The sequence below is a fragment of the Algibacillus agarilyticus genome, from assembly GCF_003286125.1.
GTDB classification, from domain to species: domain Bacteria; phylum Pseudomonadota; class Gammaproteobacteria; order Enterobacterales; family Alteromonadaceae; genus Algibacillus; species Algibacillus agarilyticus.
Genome location: NZ_QMED01000008.1, coordinates 1 through 14996, shown reverse-complemented (window position 1 = coordinate 14996; position 14996 = coordinate 1). Strand labels below are relative to the sequence as shown.

The following is a 14996-nucleotide window of genomic DNA, read 5'->3' as shown; positions in this document are numbered from 1 at the left end:
ATGCTAACTTTTTTCGAAATGTTTGAAGCCATTCGTGGCTTCATGGAAACAGGCGGTCAGGTATTAACGTTGATCGCAGGCTTAATCTTTATCATGTGGATCGTTATTTTAGAGCGCATTGTTTACGCATTAAATGGCTATCGTTCGTATGAAAAAAATATTTTGTCTACTTGGTTAAATCGAAATGAACGTGCATCTTGGGATGCACAACAAATTCGTCAAGCACAAATATCAAGAGCATCAATTGCATTAAATCAACACCTTGCTTTTTTAGGTGCCTTGGTTGCTTTATGTCCACTACTTGGATTAATGGGCACTGTAACCGGCATGATTGAAGTTTTTGATGTGATGGCTATTTCAGGCTCAGGTAGTGCGCGTTCAATGGCATCGGGTGTGTCTAAAGCCACTATACCCACAATGGCCGGTATGGTTGGTGCATTGTCAGGCATTTTTGCATTAACTTGGTTACAGCGTAATGCAAAGCGCCAAGTTGAATTGCTTGAAGACCACTTGTTAGTTGAAAGATAAGAGATAAACCCAAGCCAAGCAATATGCTTGGCTACAAAAAGAGAATACAAACATGCGTAAGTTAATGACTAATGTAATGCAAGATGATGAAGAACAAGCGATTGATATGACGCCAATGCTTGATGTTGTTTTCATCATGCTTATTTTCTTCATTGTTACCGCTTCATTTGTAAAAGAAGCGGGTATTGATGTTAATCGCCCTGATGCTCCAACGGCGGTTAAAAAAGATCGTGCAAATATATTAATTGCTATCAACGAAACCGGTGAAGTTTGGATTGATAAACGTCGTGTTGATGTTCGTGCTGTACAAGCGAATATTGAACGTTTAAAAGCTGAAAACCCACAAGGTTCAGTGGTTATTCAAGCGGATAAAAAAGCCAACGTTGACACGTTAGTTAAAGTGATGGATGCATCAAGAGCGGCTGGTGCTTACGATGTTTCAATAGCAGCGGATCAATAAAGCCATGAATGTGATTGTGCGATACCTACTCGCGATTGTATTTGCTTCAGTGGTGACCTTTGTCATCATTTGGGGAATGCAATCATTAATAGCTAGTGGTGAAGGTGCACTTTCTGATGCACCAAAGGGCAGTGTACTGGATTTCGTGCGTGTGAAAAAAGAAACACAAGCTGAAAAGAAAGAACGCAAACCTAAAAAGCCACCTAAACCACAAGAGCCGCCACCACCGATGGAACAGCCAGAAATGGCGACGCCTAACCCGAATGCTAATGCGGTAAGTGCTGATTTTAGTGCCAATGTAGCCGCTGATGTTGGAATCAAAGGTGGTTTGTCACTTGATTCTGGTGATGGTGAATACTTACCTATCGTGAAAGTTGCCCCTGTCTACCCAAGACGCGCTGCCCAACGAGGTATAGAAGGCTATGTGATTGTTGAATTTACAGTCAATAAATCGGGTGCGGTTAAAGATCCATTTGTCGTTGAAGCTCAACCAGAAGGTGTTTTTAATCAAGCCGCGTTAAATGCCGCCTTAAAATTTAAGTACAAGCCACGTGTTGTGAGTGGTGAGCCTGTAGAAGTTGCAGGGGTGCAAAATCGCATTTCATTTGAAATGTCGAAATAACCTAAACGTTTTAAATACGCTTTGTGCAAAGCTCAAAGCGTATTTAGTTTAGCGCTTTATTAAAGCGCTTTTTATTTTTTAACAATCGAGACAGTAGCAGACGCTTAATTAACCTGCTCACAAACCTGCGATTTAATGCTCGTTTAAATTGGACGGTAGGGCTAAATCGCTAAGTGATTTCAAGAAGTAGGACGCTTCATCTTGAAATCATTTTCAACGGTTTTCTGTTTCACACTATATTGATAAATATTGGAGATGAATATGCGTAAATTATTAATTAATTTAATCACCATTAGCTCGTTAAGCTTAAGCATGGTTGCGAATGTAGCATATGCTGCTGAAAGTCAAACAGAAGAAAAAGCCACTAAGCGAGTGCCTGCTTTACGTGCCAAAGTGTATAGTCAGTTAGCACGAGCTCAAGCGCTTGCCGATGAAGGTAAAGCAACCGAAGCCATTGAAGCGCTTGATAATGTACAAAAGAAAAAAGCGTCAATGAATAGCTACGAAGTGGCGATGATGCACAACTTCTACGCTTTTATTCATTACAATCAAGAAAATTACGCGGAAGCGATTTCAAGTTTTAAACAGGTTGTTGCTGAAGAAGCGATCCCTGAATCATTACGTTTAAGCACGCTTTATAGTTTGGCTCAATTAGCCATGATGGCCGAAGATTACGACTTATCGATTAATTATTTAGAGCAATGGATGGCGGCAGCGGGTGATAAAGTGAATGCACGTTCATACGTTTTGTTAGCTCAAGCTCATTACGCTAAAAAAGATTATCAGTCGGCGTTAAAACCACTCCAAACGGCGATCGATTTAACCGAAGCCGATCAGAAAATTCCAGAAGAGAATTGGTTAGTACTACAACGTGCAATTTATTACGAACTAAAACAGCCAGCAAAAGTCGCTCAAGTTTTAGAGCGTATGGTGCAATTATTTGATAAACCAGAATATTGGTTACAGCTTTCAAATATGTACGGTGAATTAGAGTTAGAAGTTAAACAAATGGCGACGATGGAAACCGCTTATCAGCGTGGTTTTGTCACTAAACGCTCTGATTTATTAACGTTATCTCAGTTATACGTATTTAACCGCGTACCGTATAAAGGTGCACAGCTTTTACAAAAAGCCATGGCTGACGGTGTTGTTGAAGAAACAACACAAAATTTAAAATTTGTTGCACAAAGCTTAGTGATGGCGCGTGAAGAGAAAGCCGCCATACCGGTTTTAGCCAAAGCGGCAACGTTAGCTGAAGATGGTAATTTAGACGCTGAATTAGCGCAAACATTAATGAACATTCAAGATTTTGAAGGCGCGATTAAAGCCGCTGAAAAAGCACTTAATAAAGGTCAGCTTGATCGTCCTGGTATTACGCACTTAGTGCTTGGCATGTCTTATTATAATCTTAAAAAGTTTAACGAAGCGATTGTTGCCTTTGAGTCGGCAGCAAACTTTAAAGAAAGTCAAAAAATGGCAAACCAGTGGACTGGTTATGTGCGTCGTGAAGCCGATACTGAAATGCAATTAGCCCAAGCGGGTTTATAAAAAAACTGGCTTTATTCATCACGCCTTTGGCGCTTAGTTTTGCTTTAGAGTGATTGCTATAAAACAACAAAACCCGCACTAGCGGGTTTTGTTGTTTAACAATGCCTATGTTTTTAACTTAGCTGTTCTTCAATTATTTATTCTTAACGTATTGGCCGCGCATATTAAATACCAGATTGCGCAATTGTCGATGAATAGCAAACATAACGCAAAGCTATGGCGAGTAAGCTTGTAGGATCACGAGTAAGTTGCCAATATTGTCTTATTGATGACAGACAAATGGAATGGATATGCTTGATGTAGGGATGACAACACCGGTTTTATTATTTCCGGCAATATCTTTATTATTGCTGGCTTATACGAATCGTTTTATCGTGATAGCTAATTTAACGCGTTCACTTTATAAGCAATATAAAGAAACCGCGGATGACACCATGCGTGAGCAAATTGAGCATTTGCGTTTACGTATTAAATTGATCAGGCACAAGCAATTATGGGGCGTTGCTTCGTTTATTCTGTGTACCTTTTCGATGTGCTTTAGCTTATTGTCTTGGGTTTTAATAATGAATGCATTTTTTGCGTTAAGTTTGCTATGTTTAATTGTTTCTTTGTGTACTTGTTTTTATGAAGTTTATATAAGCGGTTATGCATTAAATAAACAGTTAGAAAGCTTAGGCAAAATACACGATGTGTAATACCAATCCATAATAATAAGAGCCCACTCAGCGAGCGTTTAAATGCGCTTACATGAAAGAATAGTGGTGCTCTTTTGAGTTCGAGCAACACAGAGTAAGCGCATTTAAAACTCGCCTGAAAGGAATGCCCCAGCGGCTTTTGACCTGCGTTATCGGTATTTGAAAGGGAACAACCATTCCTGTACACCGACGCCTTGTTCAAAAACCGCTGGATGCATTCTGAGAGATCACTTATTTATATGAATTGGTATAAGTTTACAGTGAGTGGCTGTTGATATACCTAAGCTGCATGAATAAGCGCTTGGATAGGCAAAGTGAAAAAAGTAATCATTGGTTGTTCGTGTTCGTGTTCGTGTTCGTGTTTTTGTTCGATCTCTTTTGATCGTCTGGGTGTGGATTTTGAGTGCTACCTTTGAGCAGCCTCTTGAGAGTTATCCTTTACAACGACCTGTTGAGCTCTTTATGACTGGGTTATTTTTATATAAATCGCTTTATTGCTGCCAATCACTTTATAAAAAAAATCAGCAAAGTGGTAAGGGCGCGTTATATTAATTGGTCAATTATATTGCCGACAACATTACCGACTTTATCGGGTAATTTATCGGTCGCCATTTGATTTTTGCCATAAAGTTGTAAACCAACTAAATCATTCGTAACCGAGTCGCCACCGCCTATCGAATTAAGAATACTACCGGTTAAGCTGATCTGTTGGCTTGCTGTTTGCGCCAATAATCCTTGTGTACTTAAGCTCGTTGTTTCTGTATTTCGATTTAAAGCCGCATTGAGTAAGTCGCTATTGGCCTTGCTGGCGCTGTTGTTGTTATTCGTTTGCTGAGCGGTCGAATTTATAATGGCACTGTTAATGCTATTTTGCACACTGCTGATCGCCATACAAATAACCTCGTAAAATGAAAAATAAACTTAGGTGAGCCAAAAAGCTTAGGCTTTTATAAACTCTTAATATAATAGCGCAAAAAAACAGCATGTTCTAATGCTGTTTTCATCTTAAGTGAGTCAGTTTTCTCTTATTAAAACATATGCCAACGTTAACGGTTTATGGTTTGTTAACGTTGGTTTGTTGGCTTCATTATTATAGCTAAAGCGATCAGGTTTTAGGGGAAGCCGTCAAGCTTCGAGACCCCATGAGCATATGCTCTATTATGTGATTGGGGCGAGTAAGCGCTGACAATGAACCATAAAACCTGAGCGAGAAGACTATATAAAGACGACTATGTTAATTGAGCCAATACACGCAATGTATGCGCTTGTAATATTTCAGGCGATTGTTGTAATAAGCAATCTAGATTACGCTCTTGGTTAGAGCATTTGCCTTCGTCTGTTACATAATCATCAGCGGCTTGCTCTAAAATATGACCGAGTACAATTGGTGAGTTGAACACCTTTTCAGGGTTATCACTACAATATTGTATGTAAGTAAATAATACTTCGACAATGGCTGCTTTAAAGTAAATCGGATGAAAGTGCTGAATTAAACTATCGAGTAAATGGGCAAAGCTTTCTTCACGTGAGGTCATAGAGCTACGCACTAATTCGCAATCAATAAACTCGTCAGCATCAGGGCGGTCAGAAAAAACAATTTTCTTAGCTTTAGCCAGACTTTGATAAATATCATTTAAAAATTCATCATCAAAGCGTGTGATTAAGCCACGAGCTGAACGCCATTCTAACCAGTTCATGTTCATTGCACTATTAATGCTCACTGAATTTGCATCATCTTTAGAGAAGCTATTTTCAACATCTAAACTGTAAGCTTGATGTTGGTTTTCAAGCGTCATTTTAACGCGTTCAAGTAACTCAAATGGTGATAAGGCAGCTAAAGCAATATAAGTATCTTCGGTACATTCATTGTGGCTTGCACAGACGGCTAATAAGCTGTGTAAGTCAATTGAACGTAAACCACTAAAGAGTATGGTTTGTGTACGAATAGTAAAACCTAATATGACCAGCAATTCTTGTAATAATGTGCGCTCAAGTAAGTCGGTTGATACCGTATCGATTTTTTCGATGAGTTCAAGCGGTTCAAGTCGTGCGTCATCATCAGCCAAGGTAATTGGCTCGACATTGCCCATGCTGATTGAAATATTACGTGCGCATAGTAATGATAAGTCTTCTGAAATTTCTTTATGTGTATAATTTAATACCGAGAAACATAAACGAGCAGTTAGCCAATGTTGTTGGTATTCAGCGTGTTGATATATGCCATCAATAAACTGTTCAAAATCAATATTAGTCCCTATCGTATCACTCAACTTGTATTGAGTTAACCAGGTCACTAATTGCTGATAACCTATTGAATCATGATCAAACGCCGGTAGGGCTTCTTGCACATCAGCATTCAATGTTTGCACATCAAATGCATATTGATTGCGACATTCAATCTCTGGTGTTGCCGTGATTGATTGTACTTGTCTATTATTAACCCATAAATGATTAACACGCGATGCTCTAAAAGCCAGTGATGCCGACGCATAACCCACGTTAACATGTGTACTACGAAGCTGAAGATTACGCAATGTATCAAAAAATACATCGTTATTTTCACTGTTAAACATAGCTTGTTTAACCATGTAAGTGAAAACGGCAACTTCTTCATTTATCCAATGTTTATTAATGTGGTTTAATTCTGATTGTAAGTGCTCACTAGCTAACTGGGCATCAAATAATTGATAGTCGATTTCATCGTGTTGCAAGCTTGATAAACATAAATAATCTTGTTTATTAATATTGTAAGTTTGCGCGGTTGCAAGGCCTTGGAAACGACGTTTCGGTCTACCGGTTAAACCTAATGCGTCATTTGTGCCCACTTTTTGATAAGCTTCGACAAGGCTGCTTGCCGACATAACTTGTAAAGGCTTAATATCATCAATTGATTCTGCTAATACCCCTCTTTGTGCGAGTTGTTTTTTGACATAATCATTTTCGGCTAAAACAACGAGTGCAATCTGCGTATCGTTGGCTGATGTAGAGCGGTTACGTAATTGTAATGGATCTAAGTCGTCTTTTTCGATTAACCCCGTGTCGAGCATTAAACCTGTGTAATACATGCTTTGTGCCCAAACTAATGGTAGGTTTTCATTTGGAATGCGCTTTTGTGAGCCCGGATTTTTACGTTCAGCTTCGATTAACTCTTCTGGCACAATATAAAGCTCAGGTAATAAACCTTTGCCGTCTATCTCTACCATCACAGATTCTAGTTTTTCGCGATAGAAACTCGCTTGATCTTTGTCATCATCAAACAAGGCTTGAATATATAAATAGGTATAAAATAACGGCCATTCACATTCGATATTTTCAAAGCTTGCTAATTCAGAATGATTGTAATGAATGCGGGTATGATCTTCATTAGCGGCTTGGTGTCCGTCCCATAAAAAACGTTTACAACCATATTCACCCCCAAGCTCAGTTAAAATTTTAGAACGTGTTTTATCAACTAATTTTTGATCGCCTACAGCAAAAGCCGGAAATCCAATAATACTTAAAATGGCACTATCGACTTCTTTTGATACGGATTCACGCGGTAATAAACGGGCAAGTGTGTTGCGCGCGCGTGATATCGCATCTGGAATGGTGTGAACAACAGCACGGGCGGTAGCATTTGGGCCAAACAAATTAAACCCATCAAGTGCTTGTAATGCGGCTTTCGCCATGCCCACAGAGCTGGCATTAATTTCTGTTTTACCATTATTAATTTTATTACCACGTTCCCAAATACCGTAGTCAGGAATACGGTATGCAAAAGCAATGTAATAAATTAAGTTTTGGATGAAATCAACTTCATCTAATGTTTTTATTATACGTAAACCCGAGGCGCTCATTTGGGCGACCATTAATAAAAAGATCGAGGTTGCATCAATTTGCAAATGGCCCCATTTATCATCATCTACCACCGGTAAACCGGTATTGGTATCGTATTTTGCGTGCAAACAGTCGAGTGAATCAGATGTATGTTTAAACGTTTCAACTTTAGCCGATTGGCGCATCATCGATTGTAATAAACCGCGCATGAGTTTAACGGTTGATTGTTCTAATTGGTCACGCTTATCTGTTTCGCCATTACGTTTGAAAGCCATACTAAGGCTCCAGACGCTTAAAATCGAATACACATTATCGCGTACCCAAGCATCGGTGTAATCACCGTGCGTGGTAATAGCGGTGCTCGCGGGCAATAAACCGGTGATAGGGTTTTGGCGGTTTAAAATTATTTGCTTAATATCTTTGTATAACGTGTTTAGTAATTCTGTATTTTTCATAAGGCTTCACTGTTAAATGAGCTAGCAGATTTTGTTTTTGTTTTTGTATTGCGAGCGTTGAAAGATTGATAGCGGTTAAGGTTAGTATATACCCAAGCTTGCTGAAAATGCGAGCCCCACGTTTATAAGGCTTTACAGCCTATTTATATTGTTTATTTAAGGTTGATTAAAGGTTACTAATGTCTATTATTTGTGTATAAAAAAACATCCTTGCGATGAATCTCTAATCCTTAGAAATGATATCAACCCTATTTGCATTGAATAATAACGGTAAGTGGGGTTGTATTGCACGATGCAAACGTATGGATACGCTTTTTTTCGTTATTTATTGGCTTTTTATGCTCAAAAAACAATTTAAGCACGGTTTTATTGCCAAAATGTTATATTGCGTTTTTTAGTTTGATTTAAAATAGCCAACTTATCATGATCAGTCACCCATATGGTTTTGCCGCCTTAAAAAAACAACGTTTAACCGAAGCAACTCGGCCATTTAATGCACGTGGTAAATTATTAAAACGCTGTGAACAGTGTCAACTTGCTCTTTATATTTGTGCGTGTGATTTACGCGTAGAATTAAATAGTCAGCTTGATTTTGTTTTATTATTGCATCGCAATGAAATTTTAAAACCAACCAATACTGGCCGTATCATTGCTGATATTTTACCTGAAAATACGTTTTGTTTTTGTTGGTCACGCACTGAACCCGCCGCTGAATTATTAAATCTATTGGCCGATCCCAATCGTCAATGCGTTATTTTATATCCTGAGCAGTCAACCGAATCGCGAGTTGTGCATACTGACTTTTCATTTGAAAGCAATCAAAAAACGACCGTGATCGTATTAGATGGTACTTGGAAGCAAGCCAGACGCATGATGACTTTAAGTCCGTGGTTAGCCAATATTCCCGTATTGAGTTTAGAATTAGATTTAAACGGCCAATATGGGTTAAGAAAGCCACTTATTGATGGGCAGTTAGCAACCGCCGAAGCCGCTGCTTGTGTGTTAGCACAACATGATGAGATGCAAGTTGCGCAAGCGGTCAGTGATACGTTTGCTGTGTTTACTCAACATTATTTAGCGTCTAGGCAAACCCAACAACCTAAAATAACAGAAGCTCATCATAGGTTAAGCGCATTAAAAAAACTGAAAGGGGTTTAAACTCTTCAATGAAAATCGTCTTAATACTGTCAAAAAAGCTAATTTAGCATTAATCTTAATTATTACGATTAATCTATTTTGACCTAATTATTATCAATGAGCTTACCTGATACCGTAAAAGAAATGATTGATGAACTAGTGCCGTGCATGAGTGCGCCTGATTTCAATCAAATATTTAAACAAAATACCGCTGACTTGTCTGATTCAGAGCGTTTTTTGTTAAAAATGGAGCTCAGTCGTTTAACGTCAGAATGTAAACGCCCTATTGATTTACGTGAAAAAAACATGGGTGAATGTGAGTTATTTGAATATCAAGGCGTGAGTCATTTTTTACCGGTTGAAGGTCAACGTTATTTTGAACATGAAGTTGAAATGCAGCACGGTGTTTATAATTTTGCAGCTTACGAAAAAATATTACGCCATTTTAAAGTACGACCGCAGACTAACTTCGATAGTAAAACCCAAAAAACTGAAGTAGAAGAAACATTTGCTTTGCCTATTATTTTTGGCAAACGGATTACTCGCTCAGAAGAACGTATGCACTACGTGACCGATTTAACCATCGCCACCAATTTAAAACCCGTTAAAGCTAAAACGAAAGATGTGTCACCAACGGGCTTAAAAATAAAACTAAAGCTCAATACTATTTTGCCTAATGATACGGTGGTGGTTGTTCATTTTACCGACCTAGATAAAAAATATAAACGAGATTTTTCATTTAAGGTCGCGTATCAAGTTCGCTGGCAAAAAGAAGAGGATGGTGAAATTCAAGCGGGTTTACAATTATTTGAACCTGAAACAGTTGGTGATTTTGTCGAGTTTATTCAAAAGTTTGTTCGTGGTTATCGGCGTAAATACCGGCTAGATGCATGTAATACCCTTGACGCGGCTCGCAATAAATTATTCGAGCAATTTTATTTTTATGGCGCTAAATCGCTACCGTTACTCTTGTCAGTTGAAGGAACACAAGTTGAATTAAAATATGCAGGTGTGCAAAAATCTAATAAGGGTATATGTGAATATTGGCAAGATGAGCAGCGAATATCGCAATTAGCAGGGGTGATCACCGCAGAGCGTATTCGTACTGCTTTAGAAAGCATTGGTCATGTGAAAACGCTTTATGTGTTTTGTTTCACTCATATGCAAAATCAACGAGAACATCATTTTTCTGCAACCTTAGATGAGCTTGCCGCCACTAAATTAACCGATCTCTATTTTAATTTTGGTTCAAACAAACCCAGCTGGCGAGTATATAAAATACAACTTGAAGAGCTTGATTTAGAAAGAGCATGGAGTCCTGTTGCTATACCTGATGAGGCCGGACGAGAAATTATTAAACGGAATAAACCACTCAGTGCGACACTCACTAAGCATTTATCTAATTTGAATTATTATGCTTTGTTAATTGATGTAACCAATCACCAAGCAAGGTTAAATTATTATCGTCAGCGAACCGACATGAAGCGTATTAATGAAATTAATCAGTTTCATGTGCTAAGACAAAAAACGGAAACGCTACAATTTGTCGAATTTAAATTTTTAGGTATGCGAAGCGAACCTCGCTATATATATCGAGCGGTAGTAGAGGCCGATACCGGGAAGCAATTTTTTAGTGGTTGTACTAAAAATATTTCGGCTAACGGGCTACAGGTAGAATTTGAAGAGCAATTTAATGCCGAGCTGGGCAATACCGTTTATTTAGATTTCCCTGAATTACAATTAACCACGAGTGAGCATAGTTTAAAACGGGTACCTTATCAGTTTATTGGTACGAATACTGAACGAAATATCTGTAATTTTAAAGCCAAGTCGGGCAAGCACCAAGGGCGTAAATATTTTTCTGAATTGAGCCGCCGCAAAGCACTTATTAATCAAGGGGGCGACAAACGCATTATTGGATTAGAAAGCGCGTTGCATAATTTATTTGCTTATAGCACCTCGCAATCGTGTGCTTTTATGAGCAAACCCGCAGAAGAACACTTTGAATGTGTGTTGGCCAACGCCCCTGTTGCCACGCGTTTAAACGCGTTAGTTGAAAAATTTAGACGGCAAGAAACCAAGCAACTTGAAGCTGCACTTATTCAACAGTTTTCGCAATATACATTAACCGAAGATCAGCATGACTTCGCTGAGTTATTAGTCTCTTACAATGAAGGTAAAGTACGCGTTGTTGCTTGGTTAACTAACTTGGGAAATGACAAAGCGCGTAAAACCATGATCAATGAATGTTTAAAAAGTGGGGTTTGTTGGGTTTTGCGTGTAGATGTTGATAAGAGTTACCCACCGGATTATCGGCATGTATCATTAGAAATGAGTTATCTTTCCATGTATCAACCGGCGGCTAAACAAAAGTTAGAAAAGATGATTAGTCAGGTATGCTCAACACTAACGTTAACGGATATCACCACAGAAGCTTTTATCCGTTTCAATTATTCGCGCGATAAAATAAGTGAGATCATCGATCAGCAAAATGCATTAGTCTTTGATGTATTTGATTAATTTTCATTATATTTTTTAACCTGTTAGGTAATTGTTTAAAAAATGTAACTATATGTTTTTAAAAATAAAAAAATGAACGTTGTCATTAAAATGCCATAAATGAAATTTACACTCCCACGATAATTTTTCTATGCTGTTAAAAGAAGAATAAAATGAATTCTCGTGGAACGACCCAAAAACCAAATATAAAATTACAATATGAAAAGTTGGCTTTACTGGCAAAAGAGGCTTTTTCTATTGATATTTCCGCAGACAAAATGTTGCTTGATGAGCAATATCAAAGCCTTGTTCTAAATGAGTTAGGTGCGCTTGAGCATGACGAGATCAGTGCATTAATTGTTTCGATCAAGCAAGTGATAAGCAATAACGCACAACCCGCTAATACAAATAGTCAATCAAACGCCAAACCGACACTTTTTTCGCTTCCGCTTTACCTACTTTTAGCGGTAATAATGGTGGTGGGATTGATTGGTGGTTGGTTATTTTTACAACCCGCTGCAACACCATCTAGCTCGCCTAGCGAATCGGTGGTTCAGTCATCGGCTGTTAATACACCAATAATAAATGACCAAACAACTATACAAAATATAGCCTCCGCGCAACCAGCACCATCAACCGTTTTAACTTTACCGGTTAGTGCACCTAAGCTCGCTTTTAAAATTCATGGCTCAAACACGATTGGTGAAAAATTAGCACCAGCATTAATTGAAGGTTTTTTAAAAACCCAAGGTGTTGAAACCTTTTATTGGCAAACAACGGATGAGTCCGTTGAAAAAACCTTACAGTACATAAAAAATAACCAAGCTTATGCAGTTGAATTACATGCGCATGGTTCGAGTACGGCTTTTTCTGATTTATTAAGCGGTCGAGCCGATATCGGTATGGCATCTCGCCGGGTTAAGCGTGATGAGGTGCAGCGTTTATTGCCTTCACTGGGTGATTTAAGCAAGGTGGGTAATGAACATATTATTGGGTTAGATGGTTTAGCTATTATCGTTAATCAAAATAATACCCTTAAAAGCTTATCAACAGAAAACTTAGCCAAAGTGTTTGCTGGTGAAATCGCCAACTGGTCAGAATTAGGCGGCCCTGATTTACCGATTAAGGTTTTCGCACGTGATAAAAAATCTGGTACTTGGGACACATTCAAAAATTTAGTGCTTAAGAAATTTAAAAAGAACTTAGTTAAAGATGCGCAGCGCTTAGAATCAAGTTCAGACCTTTCTACGCTTGTTTCACAAGATGAATCGGCCATTGGCTTTATTGGCTTAAGTTACATTCGACATAATAAAGCGTTGTCAATTTCAGAAGGTGAAGGCACGACGTCTATTTTCCCCACTCGTTTCACCATTGGTACTGAAGATTATGCATTATCACGCCGTTTATATTTATATACCCCAACTCAAGCGAGTGACTTGATAAAAGATTTTGCCAGTTATGCTATCTCACGTGAAGGGCAAAGTTTAGTTGAAGATACGGGGTTGATATCACAAAATATTCGTATTGAAACCGTATATCCGTTAGATGGTGCACCGCGAAAATATAATGAATATACGCGTGAAGCTAAGCGTTTATCACTTAATTTTCATTTTAATTACGCTGATAAAGTCCTTGATAATAAAGGTAAACGTGATTTACAGCGCTTAATAGAATTTATGGAAGAAAACCCAGGGAGACGCTTAGTTTTAATGGGCTTTTCTGACAGTATTGGCAACAGTCAAAAGAATAAATTGTTGTCTCTTAAACGAGCTATGGCAGTAGAAAAGGAATTAATATCAAGAGGCGTGCATGTCATGTCGGTAGAAGGATTTGGAGAGTTATTGCCCATTGCAAATAACGAAACTGAAGTAGGGCGAGAACGCAATCGACGCGTTGAAGTTTGGTTAATGTAACTAATTAGCCATCACGGTTTATTGTGCGGTAAATCGTGTTTCGTCTTAATTTCAATAACATGAGGATGTAGCTTTAGCTGCATATATCTAATGTTTACATTATTTTCAAATCAAGCTAATTTAATGTCTGTTTTCCCGACCTATAGTGCAGTTGAGGCAATTCAGGTTAAAAAAAATATTAACTATGTACTGAATAACATCGGTATTCCTTCTGCTGACCTATTAGCGCAAATGCAACAAGAAGGGTTTAGTATTGATGAGTTTGATACTAAACAAAGTGCCGATTCAACGATTATGGCCACACAATCGGTATTGTTAGCCAATATTAAAGCGGTTTTTTTATCACCCGAAAAGCTTTTAGGTATGCTTAAGAGTTTTTCACTGGCTGAAAAAATCAGTATCAAAACCATCTTAACAGATTCTATTGCGCATTTACGTTTACCCTCTGAAGCGTTGCTTAATCAAATGGCGCAAGAAGGTTTAACCTTAAATGCAGATGATCCCGAGCCTGCAACAAAAACGGCTGCCAGCAAAAAAGTTTTAGCGGCTAAAAATAAACTTAATCAAGCGCTGTCGTCGACTATTGAGCATCCTCCCGTTGATGAACAAAAATTAAAAGTGACACAAGCTAGAAATAAGCTGGCGACTTTTTTAAAAAACGATACCGCTAATCAAAGTGATGATTTATTAATAGCGCGCAAGAAGCAACGTCTACATAGTGCTCTGCAAGCGTTAGATAATCCATTAGGTGATGCTATTGAAAGGCCTTCTTTAAAAGTCGTGGGCGACTAAGGCGTTCGGCTTAACACTTACAATATACCCAAGTGACTTGGGTATACGCCAGTTAAGCAGGTTGGGTGAATTATATCAATTCATATAAATAAGTGATCTCTCAGAGTGCGTCTGGCGGTTTTTGAACAAGGCGTCGGTGTACAGGAATGGTTGTTCCCTTTCAAATACCGATAACGCAGGTCAAAAGCCGCTGGGGCATTCCTTTCAGGCGAGTTTTAAATGCGCTTACTCTGTGTTGCTCGAACTAAAAAGAGCACCACTATTCTTTCATTTAAGCGCATTTCATATGTAGGTACTTAAGCTCACTTATTAATCAATCCCGTTATTTTCAACCAAGGATATAACACCGAATTGATATAGCCCATCTTTCAAATCTCGCTTGGGGTGGGCGCGTGGACATAGCTTTGATATTAGTTCTACGCATTACTGCACTGCGATCGCTACTGCGTGATGTTGACTCAGTTTATCAACTAACAGTGATAGCCATGTTGGTGCAGACCTCGCCACTTTTTGTGTCGATATCCATAAAGA

11 protein-coding genes are annotated in these 14996 nt (G+C 38.5%); 9 read left to right on the top strand and 2 right to left on the bottom strand.

The window, feature by feature from the left end; genetic code table 11:
• The 5 genes from DPX34_RS08200 (at position 1) to DPX34_RS08180 (ending at position 3853) form a co-directional block, all read left to right on the top strand.
• Positions 1-528: a MotA/TolQ/ExbB proton channel family protein gene (locus DPX34_RS08200; RefSeq protein WP_111977930.1), complete on the top strand. Its 528-nt coding sequence runs from the start codon at positions 1-3 to the stop codon at positions 526-528.
• A gap of 52 nt (positions 529-580) precedes the next feature.
• Positions 581-988, top strand: a complete 408-nt coding sequence (locus DPX34_RS08195; RefSeq protein WP_111977929.1) for an ExbD/TolR family protein — start codon at positions 581-583, stop codon at positions 986-988.
• Between the two features lie 13 nt (positions 989-1001).
• A complete protein-coding gene (locus DPX34_RS08190; RefSeq protein ID WP_111978054.1) occupies positions 1002-1610 on the top strand; it encodes an energy transducer TonB in 609 nt (202 codons plus the stop codon).
• 261 nt (positions 1611-1871) lie between these two features.
• The gene (locus DPX34_RS08185; protein ID WP_111977928.1) at positions 1872-3158 is read left to right on the top strand and encodes a tetratricopeptide repeat protein; all 1287 of its coding nucleotides are present in this window, start codon (positions 1872-1874) and stop codon (positions 3156-3158) included.
• Between the two features lie 290 nt (positions 3159-3448).
• A complete protein-coding gene (locus DPX34_RS08180; protein ID WP_111977927.1) occupies positions 3449-3853 on the top strand; it encodes a DUF2721 domain-containing protein in 405 nt (134 codons plus the stop codon).
• Between the two features lie 543 nt (positions 3854-4396).
• Here DPX34_RS08180 and DPX34_RS08175 read toward each other — a convergent pair.
• Together DPX34_RS08175 and DPX34_RS08170 are read right to left on the bottom strand one after the other, a co-directional pair.
• Positions 4397-4744, bottom strand: a complete 348-nt coding sequence (locus tag DPX34_RS08175) for a hypothetical protein (RefSeq protein ID WP_111977926.1) — start codon at positions 4742-4744, stop codon at positions 4397-4399.
• A 338-nt stretch (positions 4745-5082) separates the two neighbouring features.
• The gene (locus DPX34_RS08170) at positions 5083-8124 is read right to left on the bottom strand and encodes a phosphorylase b kinase regulatory subunit alpha/beta (protein ID WP_111977925.1); all 3042 of its coding nucleotides are present in this window, start codon (positions 8122-8124) and stop codon (positions 5083-5085) included.
• A 423-nt stretch (positions 8125-8547) separates the two neighbouring features.
• Here DPX34_RS08170 and DPX34_RS08165 point away from each other — a divergent pair, with 423 nt between their 5' ends.
• The 4 genes from DPX34_RS08165 (at position 8548) to DPX34_RS08150 (ending at position 14465) form a co-directional block, all read left to right on the top strand.
• Positions 8548-9282 carry a tRNA-uridine aminocarboxypropyltransferase gene (locus DPX34_RS08165; RefSeq protein WP_111977924.1) on the top strand — a complete coding sequence of 245 codons (735 nt, stop codon included), beginning with the start codon at positions 8548-8550 and terminating at the stop codon, positions 9280-9282.
• 96 nt (positions 9283-9378) lie between these two features.
• Complete coding sequence (locus DPX34_RS08160) at positions 9379-11781, top strand: PilZ domain-containing protein (protein ID WP_111977923.1); 2403 nt, start codon at positions 9379-9381, stop codon at positions 11779-11781.
• Between the two features lie 152 nt (positions 11782-11933).
• Complete coding sequence (locus DPX34_RS08155) at positions 11934-13673, top strand: substrate-binding domain-containing protein (RefSeq protein ID WP_111977922.1); 1740 nt, start codon at positions 11934-11936, stop codon at positions 13671-13673.
• Between the two features lie 90 nt (positions 13674-13763).
• Complete coding sequence (locus DPX34_RS08150; RefSeq protein ID WP_111977921.1) at positions 13764-14465, top strand: hypothetical protein; 702 nt, start codon at positions 13764-13766, stop codon at positions 14463-14465.
• Positions 14466-14996: the final 531 nt, after the last annotated feature.